Annotated in this window: 16 protein-coding genes; 9 read left to right on the top strand and 7 right to left on the bottom strand. The window is 63.5% G+C overall.

The features are described 5' to 3' along the window. Nucleotides 1–62: 62 nt before the first annotated feature. Nucleotides 63–1,985: a cation-translocating P-type ATPase gene (locus Q0X18_RS09560; RefSeq protein WP_297561558.1), complete on the bottom strand. Its 1,923-nt coding sequence runs from the start codon at nucleotides 1,983–1,985 to the stop codon at nucleotides 63–65. Nucleotides 1,986–2,229: 244 nt separating this feature from the next. Here Q0X18_RS09560 and Q0X18_RS09555 point away from each other — a divergent pair, with 244 nt between their 5' ends. From Q0X18_RS09555 to Q0X18_RS09545, 3 genes are read left to right on the top strand one after another with little or no spacing between them, the layout of a single operon-like run. Further along, nucleotides 2,230–3,465 (top strand): SpoIID/LytB domain-containing protein, encoded by a 1,236-nt coding sequence (locus Q0X18_RS09555; RefSeq protein ID WP_297561555.1) that lies wholly within the window; start codon nucleotides 2,230–2,232, stop codon nucleotides 3,463–3,465. Between the two features lie 49 nt (nucleotides 3,466–3,514). Beyond that, nucleotides 3,515–4,021 (top strand): hypothetical protein, encoded by a 507-nt coding sequence (locus tag Q0X18_RS09550; RefSeq protein ID WP_297561552.1) that lies wholly within the window; start codon nucleotides 3,515–3,517, stop codon nucleotides 4,019–4,021. A gap of 39 nt (nucleotides 4,022–4,060) precedes the next feature. Further along, nucleotides 4,061–6,394, top strand: a complete 2,334-nt coding sequence (locus Q0X18_RS09545) for an ATP-dependent nuclease subunit B (RefSeq protein ID WP_297561549.1) — start codon at nucleotides 4,061–4,063, stop codon at nucleotides 6,392–6,394. 1 nt (nucleotide 6,395) lies between these two features. Here the strand turns inward: Q0X18_RS09545 and Q0X18_RS09540 are convergent, their stop codons facing one another. Beyond that, nucleotides 6,396–7,067, bottom strand: a complete 672-nt coding sequence (locus Q0X18_RS09540) for a hypothetical protein (protein ID WP_297561546.1) — start codon at nucleotides 7,065–7,067, stop codon at nucleotides 6,396–6,398. 86 nt (nucleotides 7,068–7,153) lie between these two features. Further along, on the bottom strand, nucleotides 7,154–7,999 hold the full coding sequence (locus Q0X18_RS09535) for an aminotransferase class IV (RefSeq protein ID WP_297561543.1): 846 nt from the start codon (nucleotides 7,997–7,999) through the stop codon (nucleotides 7,154–7,156). A 217-nt stretch (nucleotides 8,000–8,216) separates the two neighbouring features. On the opposite strand from Q0X18_RS09535, the gene Q0X18_RS09530 reads away from it, so the two are divergent. Further along, complete coding sequence (locus tag Q0X18_RS09530; protein WP_297561540.1) at nucleotides 8,217–8,666, top strand: type II toxin-antitoxin system death-on-curing family toxin; 450 nt, start codon at nucleotides 8,217–8,219, stop codon at nucleotides 8,664–8,666. A gap of 2 nt (nucleotides 8,667–8,668) precedes the next feature. Then, a complete protein-coding gene (locus Q0X18_RS09525) occupies nucleotides 8,669–11,425 on the top strand; it encodes an exodeoxyribonuclease V subunit beta (protein ID WP_297561538.1) in 2,757 nt (918 codons plus the stop codon). A gap of 4 nt (nucleotides 11,426–11,429) precedes the next feature. On the opposite strand, the gene Q0X18_RS09520 is transcribed toward Q0X18_RS09525, so the two are convergent. Continuing rightward, nucleotides 11,430–11,867: an OsmC family protein gene (locus Q0X18_RS09520; protein ID WP_297561535.1), complete on the bottom strand. Its 438-nt coding sequence runs from the start codon at nucleotides 11,865–11,867 to the stop codon at nucleotides 11,430–11,432. 171 nt (nucleotides 11,868–12,038) lie between these two features. Here Q0X18_RS09520 and Q0X18_RS09515 point away from each other — a divergent pair, with 171 nt between their 5' ends. The 4 genes from Q0X18_RS09515 to Q0X18_RS09500 all read left to right on the top strand — a co-directional run bounded on the left by Q0X18_RS09515 (nucleotide 12,039) and on the right by Q0X18_RS09500 (nucleotide 15,198). Further along, a complete protein-coding gene (locus tag Q0X18_RS09515) occupies nucleotides 12,039–12,740 on the top strand; it encodes an SDR family oxidoreductase (RefSeq protein ID WP_297561533.1) in 702 nt (233 codons plus the stop codon). Nucleotides 12,741–12,865: 125 nt separating this feature from the next. Then, nucleotides 12,866–13,234 (top strand): DoxX family membrane protein, encoded by a 369-nt coding sequence (locus Q0X18_RS09510; RefSeq protein WP_297561530.1) that lies wholly within the window; start codon nucleotides 12,866–12,868, stop codon nucleotides 13,232–13,234. 239 nt (nucleotides 13,235–13,473) lie between these two features. Further along, nucleotides 13,474–14,345 (top strand): IS5 family transposase gene (locus Q0X18_RS09505; protein ID WP_297557946.1). Its coding sequence is split into 2 segments (ribosomal slippage): nucleotides 13,474–13,822 and nucleotides 13,822–14,345, totalling 873 coding nucleotides; the frame shifts between segments, so codons are not numbered across the junction. Nucleotides 14,346–14,598: 253 nt separating this feature from the next. Beyond that, a complete protein-coding gene (locus Q0X18_RS09500) occupies nucleotides 14,599–15,198 on the top strand; it encodes a DedA family protein (protein WP_297561528.1) in 600 nt (199 codons plus the stop codon). Nucleotide 15,199: 1 nt separating this feature from the next. On the opposite strand, the gene mce is transcribed toward Q0X18_RS09500, so the two are convergent. The 3 genes from mce to Q0X18_RS09485 are packed head-to-tail and all read right to left on the bottom strand — an operon-like array spanning nucleotide 15,200 to nucleotide 19,685. After that, a complete protein-coding gene (gene mce / locus Q0X18_RS09495; RefSeq protein ID WP_297561525.1) occupies nucleotides 15,200–15,595 on the bottom strand; it encodes a methylmalonyl-CoA epimerase in 396 nt (131 codons plus the stop codon). Nucleotides 15,596–15,641: 46 nt separating this feature from the next. After that, on the bottom strand, nucleotides 15,642–16,754 hold the full coding sequence (locus Q0X18_RS09490) for a hypothetical protein (protein ID WP_297561523.1): 1,113 nt from the start codon (nucleotides 16,752–16,754) through the stop codon (nucleotides 15,642–15,644). After that, on the bottom strand, nucleotides 16,755–19,685 hold the full coding sequence (locus Q0X18_RS09485) for an LPS-assembly protein LptD (protein ID WP_297561520.1): 2,931 nt from the start codon (nucleotides 19,683–19,685) through the stop codon (nucleotides 16,755–16,757). It abuts the gene before it with no gap.

Genomic DNA, 19,685 nt, shown 5'->3' with positions numbered 1-19,685 from the left:
GACGCAAAATCCGGGGGAACCAAACCCCCGGATTCCTGTTTATGGTGCAACCGCCCCAGCCGCTAGCTTCCTACCCGATGTGCCAGAAGGCGCAGGCCAACCAGCACCACAAAAACCGTACCGCCTTCGTGGGCAACCACTCCCAGCGGCAGGGGTACCTGACCGGCCAGGGCAAAAGCACCCACCACAACGATTACACCAAGGGCAAAGCTCAGGTTGAAGTACACCGTGCGGGCGGTAGCGCGGGCTAGCTGCTGGGCCCCTACCAGGCGATTGAGGTCGTTTTTCATGAGCACTAAATCGGCGCTCTCGAGCGAGACATCGGAGCCTGCAGCCATCGAGACCCCTACATCGGCGGCGTTGAGGGCAGGGGCATCGTTAAGGCCGTCACCCACCATTACCACTGTGCCCTCTTGGCGGAGTTGCTTGATGCGCTCGAGCTTGTCCTCGGGCAGCAGCTCGGCGTAAACCTCTGAAATGCCCACCTGTGCGGCGATGTGCTCGGCTACCGCCTTGCGGTCGCCGGTGAGCATGATGACCCGCGCGCCCTGCCGCCGGAGCTTGGCGATGGCTTGAGCGGCTTCTGGGCGCGCAGTATCGGCCACACCCAGCAAAGCGATGGGTTGGTGGTCACTTCCCAGCACGGCAGTAGTTAGGCCCTCTTGCTCCATGGCCTGCAACCGGCGTTCTACCTGAGGTGGAAGGGTTATCCCGAGGCTGCCCAATAGGCGACGGTTACCTACCCAGACCTGCGTTCCGTCGGCCAGAACCCCAACCACCCCATGGCCCCGCACGGCCTGTATCTTGCTAACCTCTGGAGTAGGGCCATCCCAGCTTTGAGCGATGGCCTGGGCGATGGGGTGCTCGCTATAGCGCTCAATTCCGGCGGCCAGGGCTCGGGCCTCAGCCTCGCTACCTTGCAGCACGACGACCTGCACCAGCTTCATGCGCCCTTCGGTGAGGGTGCCAGTTTTATCAAAGACAAAGATGTTGGCTTTGGCCAGGGCTTCCAAAGCCGCTCCGCTTTTGAATAGTGCCCCGGCCCGGGCGCCGGCAGCCATAGCCGACAGCACCGCGGCTGGCGTGGCAATGACCACCGCACAAGGGCTGGCTACAACCAGGAAAGTCATGGCGCGGTACCAGGCCTGGGCAGCCTCGAGGCCAAACACAAAGTGAGCCACTGCAAAAACTACCGGAGCCGACAACAGCACCGCAATGGTATAGGGGCCTTCGAAACGCTCGGCAAAGCGCTCCGTACGGCTTTTGCTGGCCTGGGCGCTTTCGACCAGCTTGATTAGCTTAGCCAGGGTGCTTTCACTGGCCGGACGCTCTACCCGCACCCGCACCACCCCGTGTCCGTTGAGGGTACCGCTTCTTACCGGATCACCGGGTTTTTTGTCTACCGGAACGCTTTCGCCGGTAAGGGCGCTTTCGTCGACGTCGGTGTACCCATCCACCACCAGGCCATCGGCGGCGAAACGCTCGCCTGGGCGTACGACCAGGATGTCGCCGGGCGATAGAGCATCCAATGGCTTCCACTGCTCGCTTCCGTCGGGGAGTAATACATTGGCCCCTTCGGGGTGCAGGGTCATGAGGGCCTCGATGGCCCGTCGGGTACGGTTCATGGCCCAGCTTTGTAGAGCATTGGAAAGGCTGAACAAAAAAAGCAGGATGGCGCCATCCCCCGCCTGACCTACTGAGGCTGCCCCCAGGGCGGCGACCACCATCAGCAGATCTACGTCCAGTTTGCGCTCTTGAATTAGGCTGCGGGTAGCCTTGATGGCCGATGGAACCCCGCCTGCTAAAAAGGCCAGTGCCCAGAGGGCATTTTGTAGCCCGATCAGCTCATAGTGTCCAGCGGCATAGCCCCCCACCAATCCCAGCAGGGTAATTCCGGACAGTAGAAAACCGCGTTTAACTTCGTGACTCCAGAGCAACTGCCAGGGGGCTCGAGCAGGTATAGGAGGTGTGATGGTTGTACTCATCGAATCTTCCTTTCAAGCAGGCCGGTTATTCTGCAAATAGTAATCATTACTAATAAGAGTATTCCATAACTTGCAAGAACCCACAACCCCAATCCAGAGCAGCCTTGTGCAAACTATTTCTGTTACACACGGCAATTGTAATCCTAACAAGTCAGGACATTGGGCACCCGAGCATCCAGCAAGTCACGGCCAGATGAACAAGGGTATTCCAGGCATGGACATATACTTAGCTAAGGTTGCGGGCATGGTGCGTATCGTATTAGTGTGCTTTTTTTTGCTGGGGCTCGCCCAGGCCCAGCAGGACTTATTGCTGCGGGTTTTGCTTGCCGAGGCTACCAACGGCACGGTTCAGCTGGGCCCTCATCAGCGGCAAGGCGCCTATGGTATGCGCGATTCTGGTTCGGGCGCTTTCCGTATTACAGTAGGCTCGGGCGAGGTGTTGGTAGACGGCCAAAGTGCAGGCCCCTGGGTAGAGTTCGTGCCCGCGGATGGTTTTACCTTCGGAGGGCGAAGCTATCGAGGCAACCTGCTGGTGGTCTGGCAGGCTGGCCGGGCCTTGTTTATCAATCGAGTCTGGCTCGAGGACTACCTGCTGGGCGTTGTGCCCGGCGAGGTTCCGGCCTCCTTTCCCGACCCTGTGCTCCAGGCCCAGGCCATTCTGGCTCGCACTTTTGCGCTGTATCGCCTGAACCCCAAGGGCCTCTACGATCTATGTGCAACCGAGCGCTGCCAGGTATACCTGGGGCGTTCGGCGGAGACCCCCCGTCATACCCAGGCAGTGTATGCCACCCGCTCTCTTATCGTAAGCTACAACCAAAAGCCAATTACCGCCGTATACCACGCCGACTCGGGTGGCTACACGGCGGCCTCCGTCGAAGTATGGGGCAACAATGTGCCCTATCTGGTTGCGCGGCCCGATCCCCTAGCGGTAAGCCCGAGCAGTAGCTGGAGCCGCACCCTGACGCCCGAAGCCGTGGCGCGGGGCCTGGCCGGGCTGGGTATGCAGATTGGGGCGGTGCAGTCCATTACCCCGTTATTTATAAGCGAGAGCGGCCGCCCCCTGCGCCTGCGCATCGTGGGAAGCAGCGGTAGCGTGGAGCTTGATGCGCCGCAATCTACCCGTCTGCTGCGGGGTTTGGGGCTGCCATCCACCCGGGTGCGCTTTGAGGGCTGGCAGGTGTTTGGGCAGGGCAGCGGCCATGGGGTGGGCATGAGCCAGTGGGGGGCTCGAGGGCTGGCCTTACAGGGCTGGGACTTCCGTCAGATTCTGGGCTACTACTACCCCGGAACCTTCCTTAGCAGCTTTGAGGTGGTGGCTGGCCTGAGGGAGCAGCTCCGCTGGGCCGGGTACCCGCTGTGGCCGCTCGAGGGGGCCGATGCCTTTTCAGGTGGGTTTAAGCTACACCGCATAAAGTGGTATGAAGCCCGGAGCTTGCTGGGGGCTCGAGCGTCCGCTGGGGAGGGGCAGAGGGGCGATTGATAGAGCGAAGCATTGGGGGCGGTACATTGGTGCTACGGGTGGAGGCGGCTTGAGGCGCTTTTTTTTTCTGCTGCTGTTGGGGGCTTGGGGCTGGGCGCAGCCGGGCGAGCCGGGTGTGCTCGAGCGCTGCCAGGGGGTTTTTCAGGCCCTGCACCTTCAGTTCGCCTACGCTGAGCGGGTAGCCTCCCAGCGCTTCTTGCTGCGGGTGGTATTGGGCACCGGGGAAGCTTCCCTGACCCGGTTAACCGTCAACATCGACCTGCGGCCGGTTCCGCTGGGCCTGGAGGACATTGCGGTGGTGGCGCTCGAGCGTCCGGTGCAGGACGCCGTGCGGTTGCGCAACCGGCTGGCCCAGCGCCTGGAGGGCGTGCCGCAAAGCCTGAGCCTGGGCAACTGGTACGTGGCCGCTCCCACCGGCTACCGCTGCTTTTTGACCTACCAGGGCCGGGTGGTAGGGGTGTTGCTGCTGGGGCAGAACCTCGAGCCCATCCCCAACCCCCGCTGGCGGGCGGTCTACCAGCGCTCGGCGGTGCGGTTTCCGCCCGAGCTTCGCTAGTACTTCCCGAGGCCAGGGGCGGCTCGCTATAGTGGGGCTGTGCACCTCCTGGTTGGCCCCCCGGCTTCCGGCAAAACCGCCCGCCTGCTCGAGCTGGCCCAGACCTATCTGGCCGCCCGCAAACGGGTCTGGTGGGTGTGCCTGCCCGCGCAAAAAGCCTACGTCTACCGCCGGGCCACCCATAAGGGCGCGGTGCTGGGCCTCGAGGTGCTCTCCTCGCAGCAGCTCTACTACCGCTTGCTGGCGGCCAGCTATGGCCTGAAGCCCATCCTGACCGGGCCGGGCCGGGTGGCGCTGGCGGGGGAGGCCCTGCAGAATTCAGAAAATCCAATTCCCAAGCCCGGTGAGGCCCGCCTGTTTGCCCGCGCCATCGCCGAGGCCAAGCGCAACGGGGTAAAACCGGAGGAGATTCCCAACCAGAGCCCCGAGACCCGGCGCTTGCGGCAGGTCTATGCCCGCTACGAGGAGCTCAAGACCACCCTGGGCCGCTGGGACTACGACGACTTTCGCTCGGGAGCGCTGGAACTGCTGGTGCAGGGGCCGGTGCAGCTCGAGCCCGACCTGGTGGTGGTGGATGGCTTCCGCGAACTGGGGGTGCAGGAGTTGCGGTTGCTGCAGGCGCTGTCCCGCCATGTTCCGGTCTGGGTCAGCCTGCCCGAAGCCCCGCCCGGACTAGCCCCCGATGAGGTGCTGCCCCCGCGCCTCATTCCCACCCAGGTTTACCGCGCCCAGAACCCGGTGAGCGAGGCCCGCTGGGTGCTGCGCGCCATCAAGCGCGACCTGGTGCAGGGCCTGGCGGCCCTGGATGTCGCGGTGGTGGCGCCGGAGTCGCGGATTCCTGCCCTGCTCACCCTGGCCGATGAGTACCACCTGCCCCTGGTAGACCACCGGCCCCGCACTGCCGCCGACACCCCCGAGGGGCGGCTGTTGCTCGAGCTCCTCGAGCTGCCCGACTACCCCACGCCCAGCCGCCTGATGGCTGTGCCCGACCTGGCTCCTCTGGGCCGGGTGGCGCTCGAGCGCGGCCTGGTGGGCCTCGAGGCCACCACCCGCCTGGCCGCCGAGCTGGGGATGCAAGACCTGTGGGCGGCCTGGCTCTCGCGCCTGAAGGCTCCTGGTGAGGCAGGGTCGCTCTTCGAGGGCCGGGAATTGGATGTTGGCACCCACCCCTCGCTGGCCTGGGCCGAGGAGCTGCTGGACTCGCTGCCCGAGGTGCGCCACAGCCCCCGCCGGGCCAGCCTCCTGGAACGGGCCTACGAAGCCCACCGCATTGCCCTGGGCCCCGATTTCCGCCACTGGTGGGCGGCCTTGCTGGCCGAGACCTACGAAGCCCAGCGCCCGCCGGGGGGGGTGGCGGTGCTCACGCCCAACCTGGCCTCGGGGCAGCGCTGGAAGAAGCTCTACCTGACCTACGCGGTAGAAGGAGCCTACAGCACCGGCGAGCAGGAGGACTATTTCATCCCCGAGGAGTTGCGGGTGGGCCTCGAGCAAGCCCTTAGAGCTGCGGGGCTGCCCAAACGCTTTTTGGGACGCGACCGCCTGCTCTTGCAGGAGCTCAAAACCCGCGCCGACGAGGTAATCGTTACCTACCCCGAGGCCAGCCAGGAGGGGCCCCTGGAACCCGAGCCTATGCTGGTGGGCAGCGCACCGCCCTACCTACCCAAGCTCCCCCCGGCCAGCCGGCTCGAGCTGGCCCAGAACGGGGGCTACCGGGCTCCCTTTGGCCGGGTGAACCTGAAAGCGCCCAGTGTGGAAAGCCTGCGGCGCTACCGCGAGTGCGGCTTTCAGTTCTGGGCCCAGCAGTTCACCTGGGACGAGGGTTCTTTGGAGTGGTGGCAGCGGTGGGTACGCGGGCTGCGCGAGGCCGAAAAACTGGTACCGGCCCGGCTCGAGGCCCTGGCCCGGCAGTTCCCCCAGACCGAGGGCTGGATGCGCCACCACTACGCTCTTTTGAGCAATCTCAGCCTGGGTTTCAGGCTGAAAGGTGCGGGCCTGGAAGCGCGGCTGGACGGGGTTTTGCGCAAGGGCGACGAGGCGCACATCTACCGCTTCGTAGCCCCCGAGACCCCCGCAGAAGAGGCCGACCAGCAGGTGCGCGAGCGCTGGAGCGAGCGCTGGGCTGCCGGTTACCTGCTCTCGGCTTTTCCGAAGCGCATCCAGCGCGTTTATCTGTGGGCCTGGCCGGTGCTGGGCGACCCGCTGCTGGTGTATGGCAAGCCCATCGAACGGCTCTGGGGGGCGCTCGAGAACCTACTGACCAAAGCGCAGGAGACCTACGCCCAGTACAAAACCGGGGTGGTGGAACCCAGCCCCGGTTTCCGCTGCCGTAGCTGCGGTGTTCGGGACGCCTGCCGCGAGGCGCAGTACGGCTAAATCAGAAGCGGAAGGACAGCGAAAGACCAAGCGGTGTGGACAGGCGGGGCGTGGCATAGACCTCGTCTGGGGGCAGTAAAAACAGCGAGATTTCCGGCGCGGCCACGAAGCGCCCCAGGTTGAGGTTGACCCCGATGCTAAAGCCGGGGTTCAGGCGCAGCCCACTGCACTGCACGGGAGCGTTGTTGGTGCTCTGGCACTGCACGTAGCTGTATAGGCGGGGCCCGATATACCCCTGGCCGGTCTCGAGGGCGATGGGCCAGTAATACCCCGTGTCCAACCCTATACCGCCGCCATTGAGGGTGTAGGCCACGTAGTTTGAACCGTCGTAGCGGTAAGCGATATAGGTTTCCCAGGTTACGCTCAAGGCAGCAGCCAGACCATCTTGCACATACGAACCCCGGGCAAAAGCCGAGGCCCCCGGGCGCGGGGGCAGCAACAGGTCGGCCCCCCAGGGCCCTACCGTGTACTGGAACCCGAAGCCCTCCGGCCCGCTGCGCAAGCCCAAGGCGGCGGTGCCGTCGGCGGACTGAACCCGAGCAGCCAGTGGGGCCGATAAAAAGGGAGCAAAACTGCTGCTATAGCCGATGGCCCCCGGCGGTGCCACGTTGGAGGGTGCGCAGGCCGAGAATAGTAGCGCCAATGCCGCGAACAGAATGGGATGGGTTCTCATATGCCAATATTCTAAGCAGGGTTTTAGCTGCTACAGGTTCAGATGCCCGGTGGAGGGCGGTCTTCTTCCGGCAGGCGGGCCTGCGCTCAGCGCAGCACCGCATGCTGGTTCAGGTAGGCCTCGAGGTGCTCCTGGAAGGCTTTAATCAACTGCTGGCTGTAAGGCCCTACCTGCCCATCGCCCACCCGCCGATCTTCAATCTGGGTGATGGGCATAACCTGCCGGGTGGCCCCGGTCAGCAGCACCTCGTCGGCGGAGTAGAGCTCGCTCAGGGTGATGGGCCGCTCCTGGATGGGCAAAATCGGACGGGCTACCTCCAGCAGGTGCTTGCGGGTAATGCCCGGTAGCACGCCCGCCTGGGCGGTGATCAGGGTGCCCTTCTGGATGATCAACAGGCTGCTGCGCCCGCCCTCGTACACGGTTTCGCCATCGTGGTAGATCACCTCGGTGGCCCCCTCCGCCCGCACCCGCCTGGCGAGTCTCACCGCGACCAGGTAGTCGGTGGTTTTGGCCTCGGGTAGCTCGCGCAGGTTCTGATGCAGGATGACCTTGCCCCCCTGCTGGTAGAGGTGGGCTGGGGGTGGGGTGACCGCCATGGGCGCAATAACCAGGTTGGGCTGGCCGGGGGTAAAGGCATCGGGGGAGTAGCCCCCGGTGAGCAGCATCTGGATACCGGCCTCCCGCAGGTTGTTGAGCTCTATCAGTTCCCGAATCAGGCCCTCGAGCTTTTCCCGTCCAAAGGGTGGGGTAAGCTCCAGCAGCCGGGCCGAGCGCTCGAAGCGCTCGAGGTGATCCCCCAGAAACACCGGAACGCCCCGCAAAATGCGGAAAAACTCGAATACCGCATACCCCCGCCGCAGGCCCAGATCGGAGATGTGCAGGCTGGCCTTGTCGTGTTCGATGATGGTTCCGTTGATACTGGCGTATTTCACAAAAGCCCTCTATAGCTCGATATTCTAGCAAAGTCTGATATACTATCCTTTGATAGGAGTGCAATGGCCACTAAGCAGATTAAAGCCGGGAAGAGCCCCAAGGCCACCCTTGTAAACAGGGGCGGTCGTGTAGGCACAGAACAGATTCTCGATATGACATTGGCTGAGGCCCAGAATTCCGCGCGTACAATCGTCAAGAAGCATTCGAAAATTATTCATGCCCTCTCCAAACTCTAAAGAAAAGTACTGGTATCGCTACCGTGGTTACCAATACCCGACGGTTGCCTACGTCGAGATCCTCCACGAGGCGGTGATCAAAGAGGCTGGAGGACTGCCCGGTATTAAGGATCAGGGGCTGCTCGATAGTGCGATGCATGCGCCTGTGCGCGCTGTAGGCGGCGAAGATCTCTACCCGACTTTCTTCGCAAAAGTAGCAGCCCTGGGGTATTTCATTGCCAGAAACCATCCTTTCGCTGACGGGAACAAGCGAACCTCCTTCGCGGTGATGGCCGATGTACTGGAAAAGAACGGTTACTATCTTCAGTGGGAAGTGTCCACGGCGACGCTCATAATGCCACTGCTGGCCGCTGGTCATCTTGAGATTTCCGGTTTGCGTTTTGCTCTGCTCCACGGTTGCGACCTGGATACCGCTGACGATAGCCTTTAGACGTGAAAGTCCGTGTCGCCTCCGCCGGAACCGGCAAGACCGCCAGCCTGGTCTTGCGTTACCTCGAGCTCATCGCCTCCGGTACGCCGTTGCGCCGCATTGCCGGCGTTACCTTTACCCGCAAGGCCGCCGACGAGCTGCGGGTGCGGGTGGCGGCGGCCATCGAGGAGGTGTTGCAGACCGGGCGGCACCTGAGCTTTGTGGCTTCGGAGGGGAACCGGGCCGCTTTTCAAGAGGCGGCCCGCGAGATTGCCGGGGCCACACTCAGCACCATCCACGGCTTTATGGCCCAGTGCCTGCGGCTCTCGGCCCCGCTACTGCACCTCGACCCCGACTTTTCCATGCTGGGCGACTGGGAGGCCCAGGCCATCTTCGAGGAGGAGTGGCAGACCCTGCGCTATTTGGCCCAGGATCCCCACCACCCGCTTTTTGGCCGGGTCTCCGACGAGCTTACCGAGCCCCTTTTGCACCTATTTTCTAAGCGCTCCCTGGCCGAGGTTTTCGAGCCAGCGGCGGGGGAGGCCAACCAGCACCTGCTCCAGGTGTACCAGACCGTGTACGCCGCCTACGAGGCCCGCCTGGGGGCCAACCTGCTCTCGCCCTCCGAGCTCGAGCGCAAGGCGCTGGAACTAACCCGCCACCCCCTGGCCCTAAAGCGGGTTCTGGAGCGGGTGGAGGTGCTCCTGGTGGACGAGTACCAGGACGTGAACCCTCTGCAAGGGGCTTTTTTTGCGGCCCTCGAGCAGGCCGGGCTGCCCATCGAGATCGTGGGCGACCCCAAGCAGTCCATCTACGCCTTTCGCAACGCCGACGTCTCGGTCTTTCGCAAGGCCCTGCGGGAAGGCGAGCCCGAACCCCCCCTGACCCATAGCTACCGGCACAGCCGGGTGCTGGTGCGCTTTCTGAACGGTCTTACCGGGTATCTGGCTGAAGAGGGGCTGGGCTTTGGCCCCGAGGAGGCCCCCCCGGTCGAGGGGGTGCGGCCCGAGCAGGGGCGGCTGGAGGTGCACTGGGTGGTGGGGGAGCTCCCGCTCGAGGAGCTGCGCAAGCAGGAGGCGCGGGTGCTGGCTGGGCGGCTCGCGGCCCTGCGCGGCCCCATCGAGTACAGCCAGATGGCGGTGCTGGTGCGCTCGTACAACAGCGTGCGCTTTTTGGAAGAGGCCCTGGCCGAGGCCCAGATCCCCTACGTGCTGTTGCAGGGGCGGGGCTACTACGAGCGGCAGGAGGTGCGCGACCTGTACCACGCCCTGCGGGCCGCCCTCGACCCCAGGGGCCTGTCGCTGGCGGTTTTTTTGCGCAGCCCCTTCGGGCAGCACACCGAGGCCGGCTCCCTGAAGCCCCTCGAGCTTCCCCAGATCGAGGGGGTGTTGCAGGCCGACGACCCCCTGGGCCGCCTGGCCCAGCACTGGCCCAGCGTGTACGAGCGCCTGCGCCAGATTCAAGCCCAGGCGCGCCTGATGGCCCCGCTCGAGGTGCTCAAGTTTCTGATCCGGGCGCCCCTGATGGATGGCCGCCCCTACCACGACTTCCTCGAGCCGCGCGCACGGGAGAACGTGGACGCGCTGCTCTTCTACTTCGCCCCGCGCCCGCCGCAGAACCTCGAGGGGCTTCTGGAGCGGCTCGAGCTGCTCTCGCGGCAGGCCGACGCCGGCGATGTGCCCCAGTCGGGCGAGGGGGTACAGATCCTGACCGTCCACCGCGCTAAAGGGCTGGAATGGCCCCTGGTGGCGGTCTTCGACCTGGGGCGGAAGCATGTGCACCAGGCCCAGCCGCTGTATCTGGGGCAGGGGAGGGAAGAGGGGCTCTTGAGGCAGTGGGTGGCCCTGCCGGAAACCCCAGCCTTCGAAGGGTTCAAGGAGCAGATAAAGCGCCTGGAGGAAGAGGAGAGCTACCGCCTGCTGTACGTGGCGGCCTCGAGGGCCCGCGATACCCTGTTGCTTACCGCCAGCGCCAGCCACGGCCAGCCCGAGGGCTGGGGTAAGGTGCTCGAGGCCATGAACCTGGGCCCAGCCAGCAAGCCCTATCACCGCCCAGATTTTCACCTGCAAACCTGGCCCTACCAGCCGGCGCCGCCGGTACGTGTGCCGAGCCCGCCGGAGCCTTCGCAGCCCTCGCCCTGGGTGGATGCCCGCTTCGAGCCTGAGCCCTTCCCGCCGCTCTTTTCGCCCTCGGCCTACAAGCGCCTCGAGGCCGAACCCCTGCCCCTGCCCGACCCCGAGGAGGGGGAGGCCGTTCCGGGCCGCGCCCGGGCCATCGGGACGCTGGTGCACTACGCCATCGGGCAGAACTGGCGCCCCGATAACCCCCAACATCTGGCCAACCTCGAGGCCCAGGAGGTGATGTTCCCCTTTGGCCCGGACGAGCGCAAAGACATCATGACCGAGGTTCAGGCGCTTCTGGAGCGCTACCAGGAACTTCTGGGCCGCGCACTTCCCTGGCCCCGCGACGAGGACTACCCCGAGTTCGCCGTGGCCCTGCCCTGGGGCTCCACGGTCTGGCAGGGGGTGATCGACCGGCTGTACCGGGTGGGCCAGCAGTGGTATCTGGAAGACTACAAGACCGACCAGGAGATGCGGCCCGAGCAGTATTTCGTGCAACTGGGAATCTACCTGACCGCCATTCGCCAGGCCTGGCAGATCGAGCCCGAGGTGCGGCTGGTTTACCTGCGCTTTGGTTTGGTGGAGCGGCTGGACAAGGCCATCCTGGAGGCGGCTTTGAGCGAAATTGCCCCCAAAGGAGCGGTTTTCTACCGCCAGTGAAGGCCTAGTGTTGCGATTGCGGCTGTGCTTCGTCCTGCCAGGGTTCCACCACCACCCGGGTCTCGATGTGGGCATTCAGGGTGGCCGAGACCGAGCAGTACTTGGTGTGGGAGAGCTCTACCGCGCGCTCGAGGGCTTCTTTGGTAACGTTGGGCCCTGCGCCGTAGTGCGTCACCACGATGTGGGTATAGCGCTTGGGGTGCTCCTCGGCCCGCTCGCCCACGGCCTCTACCCGGTAGCGGGCCAGGGGCTGGCGCTTTTTCTCCATGATGTCCACCACATCGTAGGCGGTGCAACCGGCCAGCGCGGCCAGCAGGAGCTCCATGGGGCGCATGCCGGTAGAGGGCTGGTCGCCGTCCACCATCACCTTGTCGCCCTGCTCGTTGATGCCCACGAAGCGGTGTCCTACCAGACGGTGTAATACCACTTTTTTCGTTGCCATAAACCTCCTCAGCGTGGCGAGGCTACCAACCTACGGCTGGCGAAGCCCTCAGAGAGCCACTCCGGTTGAATCATATTGGATGTACGGGAGTAAAATGACCCGATTCCTGCACATTCTGCTGAATGTAACCTTAACGACAGGCGTTCGGAGGCTGGCGCAGATAATTGAGCTATGCAGACGTTGGAGGGCAAAGTATTTATTCTGACCGGCGGGGGTGGCGCCATTGCTGGGGCAATTGCCAGATCCTTTACCCAGGCCGGAGCCAAGCTGGCCCTGGCCGATGCCTATGAAACCACCATCGCCGAGCGGGCGCAGGAGTTTGGCGCGCGGGCCTTTGTAGCCAACCTGACCCACTACCCTGATGCCGAGATGCTGGTGCGTCAGGTGAAAAACCACTTTGGCCGGATAGATGGCCTCATTCACACAGTGGGCGGCTTTGCCTATGCTCCCGTCAAAGATACCGAGCCCAACCTCTACGATCGCATGTTCGACCTTAATATGCGCACCCTGTTCTACACGACACGGGCCATTATCCCCGAGCTGCTTAGCCAAAAAGATGGCTTTATTGCGGGAATTTCCGCGGCTGCTGCCTGGCATGGGGTAGGGCCTGGGGTAGCCCTGTATGCGGCCGCCAAGGCTGCCGTGGCTACCTACCTGCGCTCGCTGGATGCCGAGCTGACTGGTACCGCCATACGCGTAGCCATCGTATACCCCATGGGGGCCGTGGATACCCCGGCCAACCGCAGGGAGATGCCCGAGGCCGATCCCATGGCCTGGGTAGACCCTGCCGAGATTGGCGAGAGCCTGGTGTATGCGGCCAGCCGCAGTCCCAGGGGCCGGGTGATGGAATTGCAAATTTATCCTCCTCGCTAGGGATCGGTGGGCCAACCAGAACAGTTCGATGGGTAAGGTTTTCAACAAAGCTTGATAAAATAAAGTGTTATGTAAAATTGCTACTGTAGATGACCCTTATGATCTCAGAGGCAGGGAGGTGATGTATGGAGCTGATTTTCTGGATTGGACGAATCTTGCTAGGGGGTTTCTTCGTCCTGAATGGCTTCAATCACTTTGCCATGAGCAAGCAAATGATCCCCTACGCTCAGAGTAAAGGCGTGCCCATGCCTGCTTTGGCTGTCTACGTCACAGGCTTGATGCTGCTCTTGGGGGGTCTAGCTATCCTAACGGGCTTATTCGTCCAGGTAGGGCTTTGGCTGCTAGTGGTGTTCTTGCTTTTCGTAACGCCCTGGATGCATAACTTCTGGGCTATTCAGGATCCCATGCAGCGCATGGGGGAGATGGTCAACTTCATGAAGAACACCGCGCTTTTGGGAGCGGTTCTAATGCTGCTCTACCTGTGGCCCCAATAAGGCTCCTACAAACACTCAACGCTCAAGGTGGATGTGGGGGTCTTTGTCAGCAGGCCTTCCCGCCAACCCCGGCTTGGCCGGGGGTTCGTTTTTTAGGGTAGAAAGGTGCGAAATTGCATGGGCCTGCTTCGTGCTAGGGTAGGTAGGGCGCACCGTAGCTGCTTACCCGGGCAGCTGCCCTTTAGAGCCAAGGCTACTTAGAGACTGTCTTAATAGCCTCCCTCATGCTATAGTCACGCATGGAACTCAGACAAAGCCGCTACCCCAGCGATCTGACCGACCAGGAATGGGCCATACTGGCACCCCTGATGCCCCAGCCCTCCGCCGCCCCCCATCGCCCCCGGGAGAATCCCTGGCGGGAAATCCTGAACGGCATCTTCTACATCACCCGCGCCGGCTGCGCCTGGCGCATGATGCCTTATGACCTGCCCCACTGGAAAACCGTCTATCACTACTTCCGTTTGTGGCGCAAATCGGGTTTTCTGGAACAGATACATACCACCCTGCGCGAGAAAACCCGCCGTAAAGCAGGACGCCTGCCCGAACCCAGCGCGGGGATTCTGGATAGCCAGAGCGTGAAGACCTCGGGAAAAGGGGGGTCAGGGGGTATGACGCGGGCAAGAAGGTAAAGGGGCGCAAACGGCATCTGCTGGTGGATACACAAGGGCTGGTGTTGGGAGTCAAGGTGCTGCCCGCCCACCTCACGGATGCGGAGGGCGGGCGAGAGGTGCTGGAGGGGGCCAGGGGGCTGTCGAAGCGGTTGTCGCATCTGTTTGTGGATGGGGGGTACAAGCGCAGGTTTGAGGAATGGGTTCGGCGCACCTTGGGCTGGACGGTGGAGGTGGTGCGCAGGCCGGATGCCAACTTCCGGGGTATTTGGTGGCCTAAAGACCAGCCTCTTCCGGAGGACTTGGAGGAGGAAGTGCGGAAGAGGACGCGGGGGCATCGGGGGTTTGTGGTGATTCCCCGCAGATGGGTGGTGGAGCGGACGTTTGCCTGGCTGAGCTTCAATCGGAGGCTGAACCGGGACTATGAGCTTCTACCTGAGAGCTCAGAGACCTTCATCCACACAGCGATGATTCGGCTTATGGTCAGAAGATTGGCCTCCTAGAAAGTATTAAGACAGTCTCTTATACCGTTTCCGCTTGAATCCTTCACTGTTGGGCATAGTCAAAGGCGAAGGATTCAAGCTGACCGAAGGGAGTAGAAAAGCACTTCGTTAGTATCGTTTAGACTTGCCGAAGTGAACGATACTACCGAAATGCGTATTAGCCTCTCGGAGCCTGCGCCTAAACAGTCGGGCAAAATTCAAATAGTTCAAATTTGCTTGCCTATTTGGTGTCTTTTGTCTTAGGGTGAAGCTTATGGACGTTACCGCGTATGTGCAGGCCGTGGGATACCTGGGTATTTTTGCCACGGTATTTGTTGAAACCGGCCTGCTGGTGGGGTTTTTCTTGCCCGGCGACTCACTTTTGATTGCGGTGGGACTCTTGGCCGCAGCTAAAAAGCTTCAGTTGTCTATTGCGCTGCTGGCGCTTTTTTTGGGCTCGGTGCTTGGTAATAATCTCGGCTACTATCTGGGCTACAAGGTGGGGCCGGCGCTTTTGAACAAGGCCAAGGTCAAGTCAGATGACCTCGAGCGCACCCGGCGCTTTATGGCCCGCTTTGGCCCGCTCTCGATTCTGATTGGCCCCTATGTGCCGGTTTTTCGGGCAGTGGTGCCGTTCATGTGTGGCACGGTCAAGATGCCCTGGCCGCGTTTTTTCGTGCTGAGCCTGCTGGGCAGCCTGCTCTGGACGCAGGGCCTGACCCTGCTGGCCTACTACGTGGGCTCGAAAATCCCGCACCTCGAGCGCTACATCTACCTGATTCTGCTGGCCGGGGTGGGTTTTGGCGTGGCCCTGGCGGCCTGGCGGGCCTACCGTTCGGGCCACCTGCGCTGGCCCAGCCGACGAACGGGGTAGCTCAGACGTGGGCCTCCACCAGCTCGACCAGCACACCACCCGACCATCTGGGATGAATAAAAGCCACCAGGTGGCCCCCAAAACCGGGGCGGGGGGTGGTGTCAATCAATGGCGTGCCTTCCGCGGCCAGGCGCTCTAGCTCGGCCCGAATGTTGGGGGTGGCGAGGGCGATGTGGTGCAGGCCCGGCCCGCGCTTCTCGATGAAGCGGGCGATGGCCGAGTCGGGGCGGGTGGCCTTGAGGAGCTCGAGCCGGCTTCCCCCGCTCCTGAGCATCCAGACCTCGACCCCCTGGCTCTCCACGCTGCCCTGGGCCTCGAGCGCATACCCCAGGCGTAGGTAGGGCTGGGCGGCCTCCTGTAAATCCTGCACTGCGATGCCGATATGGTGAATCTCCATACCCTCAAACTACCCTAATCGCTTTTGGCAGAACAGGGACACTCGCCTACTCCACTGGGATAAAAGCCAGCCCGGTGATGCGCTCCTGGAAGCTGCCCAGCGAGGAGGAGCGAATCCCTGCAGTGGTGAGGGCGCTGGTGATGTTCACGGTCAGGTCTATGACCAGAAGCGTGGGGAAGTCCTGGTCGGCCAGGTAGAGAAACTGGTCAATCCCCACGGTGGCGGTGCTGTAGCGGCGCGTGCGCAAAAGACCGGTCTCGGTCTCGCGGGGCAGTTGGAAACCCCCCTCGAACCGGGCCAGGCCGGTGCCCAGCACGAAGACCGGCGGGGCTCCTCGAGCAAACAACCGCGCCGCGATATTGCTGTCCCGACTCAGCCCTACCTCCCCGGTGGCGCTCAGGTTCCAGGCGGCCAGGGTGGTGTCGGTGGTGGTGGGGTCGTTGTCGTCGAAGAGCCCCAGGGCCTGGCCGTTCACAAAAATCAGATCGCTGGGGCTCGAGGTGCTCAGGCTCAGGGGCCGCTCAATGAACGGGTTGACGAAATCGTACTGCCTGAACTGGGTGGGGGTCAGGTAGAGCAACTGGTCGTTGGGGCCCAGGGTGAGCCGGGCGGGGGTGCTCAGGCGCACCAGGTTGGGATTCAAAAAATCAATGGGGGTGGGGAGGGCCGTGGCCGTAAAGGGAATGATCCAGGCCCGGTACTCCTCGATGGGGCGCGGGGGGGTGGTGGGGGCGGGTGGGCAGACCAGCAGGATGCTGCTCTGCCCCTGGCGCAGATAGCCCCCGCTACAGTCCACACCCAGGGCCTCGTCGAAGCCGTCGAGCTGGGAGGTGCCCACATCGTCTATGGTGAGGTTGTTGGCGATGTAGCGGCGCAGGCGGCTTTGGGTGAGCACCCAGAGCTGGTCGTTGCCCACCCCCAGGCTGCGGCGGTAAAGGAGCGTTACGATGGGTTCGCCGATGTCCCAACTACCCACCCGGCGGGGCAGGTCGAAATTGCCGGGCAGGAGGGTGCTGCTCTGGAAAAAGCGAACCTGGTAGGTGTTGCTGCTGGGGTTGTTGACGCTGGCTACCAGCAAGGCGCGGGTGGGTTCTTCGCTGCTGCCGGTACAGGCCGAAAGGGTGAGCAGCAGGCCCAGGGCTTGGATAAACCGCTTCATCTAGCGTCCTCCAGGGGTGGGGAGTTTGATGCCGCCGGGCAGGACGATGTTGTTCTGGTTGAACAAAAACTCGGCGGCCTCGCCCCCTAAGGCAAAGGAAAACTTGAACTCCTGCTTGAGCGTATCGAGGCTGGCCCGGAAGGCCCAGCAGCAGCGGTCGATAATCAGATCGAAGCGGGGGCGCAGGATGGTGCCCTCGAGGTTGGGCAGAAAAAACTCCCTGGGGTTTGTCCCGCCGCTTTCGGGGGCGTTCCAGACGATGCGGTAGAACAGGCGGGTTTTCTCCTGGCCCATAAAGCTTATGGTGGGGCCAAACTCGCGCAGGGTTACGCGGAAGCGCCCGCTGTTGCCCGAGAGGCGCTCGAGGCCCACAAACCCTTGCAACGAGAGGCCGGGCGGGTCTTCCGGGCGCAGCGGCGCGGGGAGAAGCTCCAGCTCGCCGGTAAAGCGCAAAAAGCGCAGGAAGGCCTGGGTGTCGTCCTCGAGGGTCAGGGGGTTTTCGCTTTCGGGGAAGTGAAATTCTGCCGAGACCTCGTTGATGAAAACTTCGGGCTCGCGCACCGCCGCCCGTACCGCCAGGCGGGGGTTGCGCAGCAGGCCCTCGCGGTAATTCCACAGCAGGTCGGCCTGCAACAGGTCGGTGCTGTACTGGTAGCCCAGCCGGAAGCGGGTCTCGCTGCCGGGGCTGAAGCCGATGGTATGCGCGAACACAAAGGTGTGCAGGCTCAGGGTGAGCTGGGCCAGCCCGTCCAGCAGGGCCGGGATGGGGACGGGGTTGGGGTTGGTGAGCGAGGGCAGGGGTTGGTAGAGGTGGGTAAAGCTCTGGCGCAGGCGGAAGCTGTTGGGGGCTTCCTGCAAGACCACGTTCAGCTCGGTGCGGATGGCCTGCCCGTTGTTCAGGTCGCGGCTGTGGGTGAGCGAGGTGGTGTTGCCGGGGGGGTTGTAGCTGGCGGAAAGCTCGAGGGGGTCGTAGCGGGCGATGAGGGGAATCTGCTCGGGGGGCCGGGTTTCTTTTTCCTGCACGTCCCAGTAGCGGTAGCCGGTGCGCAGCGAGAAGTTGAAGGGCAGGGGGTTGTAGGCTGCGCTCAGGGTGAGCAGGCGGTCGAGGCCCAGCTCGAGCTGCCGCTCGTAGGTCAGGTTGAGGCTGAAGGGGGTCGGCGCGAGGCCCAGGCTGCTGCGCAGCAGGCCCCAGCGGCCCAGCTCTATATCGCGGCTGACGCTGGTGGTTGCGTTGAGCCAGGGAAAGGGGCGCGAGGCCAGGGTAAATTCGGCCAGCGGGTCGAAGACGCGGCGCTCGAGGTCGCGGCTGGCCCGTGCGGTGAGGGAGAAGAGGGGGTCGGGGTTGAAGCTTACCGAGCCCTCGAGGCGGCTGTTGCGCTGGGGCCGCTCGAAGTCGAACTGGAAAGGGGTCTCGCCCTCCACCACGCTGCGGCTCACGCGCAGGTTCACGCTAAAAGCCCCCAGGGTCTGGCCCAGACTGGCGCTGGTGCTCCAGCGGATGAGCCGCTCGAACTCGGTGGGGTTGCCCTGGGGGTCAAAGTTCTGGGTGCTGTAGTAGCGTCCGATAAAGGTGTTCTCGACGCTAAAGCTCAGGCCCGGCCAGGGAGGGGTGGCAGGTCGGTAGCTGCTGCGGTGCTCCACCCAGAGCCGGCCCGCCCCGATGTAGGGCCCCAGCCGCCGGGCGCTGCGGTTGAGGGGGTTGGAGGGGGCCTCGTAGTAGCCCAGCAGAACCCGCCCGTTCAGGCGGAACTCGCCCTCGATGCCGCGCGGAAAAGTAATCTCGGCCTCGGGCAGGCGTTTGGGGGTGGTGCGCTCGTTGGGCAGGGCCAGGGGGTTGTGGTCTAGATAGCCGTCCAGGGTCAGACGGTAAAGGGGCTCGGGGTTGCTGGGGGTGGCCCGGGTGGCCCCTTCAATCAGAAAAGTGGTGTAGTCGGGCTGGCCCCCCGCCCCCTGCAAAAAGCGCGGCTCGGCCTGTGGGCTGTCGTCGCGGACGACGAGGCCTTCGATCCGCCAGTCGGGTTCTTCCAGCTTGTAACTCAAGCGGTACTTGAAGATGCCGTCCTTGCGGGGGTCGCTGTCAGGCAGCACCGGCCCGGCCGGCGGGGGCAGGTACAGAAACTGGTAGCGCTCCTGGGCCGCCCCGATGCCAAAGTGGTCGAAGCCAAACCCCCAGCCCCGCCGCTCGAAATAGCGCAGCAGGGTAAAGCCGATGCCAAAGTCCGAGACATAGGGCAGGTCGGCGGTTACGAACACCCCATCGCTCTCGCTCTGGCCGAACTCGAGCTTCGGCCGCCGCTCGTTCAGGAATAGCAGCAGCACCGGCAGGTACAGGGTGCGCTCCCCGCGCAACAACACCCAGACCCCCCGGGCGATAATCCGGTCGCCCGGATAGAGCAGCACCTCGCGGGCCTGGAAGGCGTAGTCGGCCTCCTCCTGCTCGCAGCGCTGGCAGGGGGTCAGGTAGCCCTCCTGCAGCAGAATCTGCCCGGCAGCCCGCTGGCAGATGGGGCCGCTCAGGAAAAACTCGCCCGACTCGATCTTCACCTCCAGGGCTTCGAAGCTCTCGTCGTCGGTGAAAAGCTCGAGCTCCCCGGCCTCGATAAGCTGCCCCTGCTTGTCCTGATAACGCACCCCGCCCATGAGCACCAGGCGTTTACGGGTGCGGTTGTAGATGACCCTGGGAGCCTCGATGCGCTCCCCGTCCCGTTCCATCTTGACCGGACTGCCCACCAGAATCACCAGCTCCTCGCCCGCCTCGTTGCGCAGTTCCAGGCGCTCGGCCTCGAGGATTTTCAGTTTTTTGCCGCCTGCTTGGGGCGCTTCGGTTTCCTGGGCAAAGGCGGGTATGAAAAACACCAACAACAAGAACACGAGGGGCAGCAAAGAGATGGGGGGGCGTGTGCGCTGCTGCCAAAGCCTCGTCGCCCACAT

This window comes from Meiothermus sp. (genome assembly GCF_026004075.1).
Classification (GTDB): domain Bacteria; phylum Deinococcota; class Deinococci; order Deinococcales; family Thermaceae; genus Meiothermus.
The sequence above is the reverse complement of the archived record's forward strand: the minus strand, read 5'-3'. Positions and strand labels throughout refer to the sequence as shown.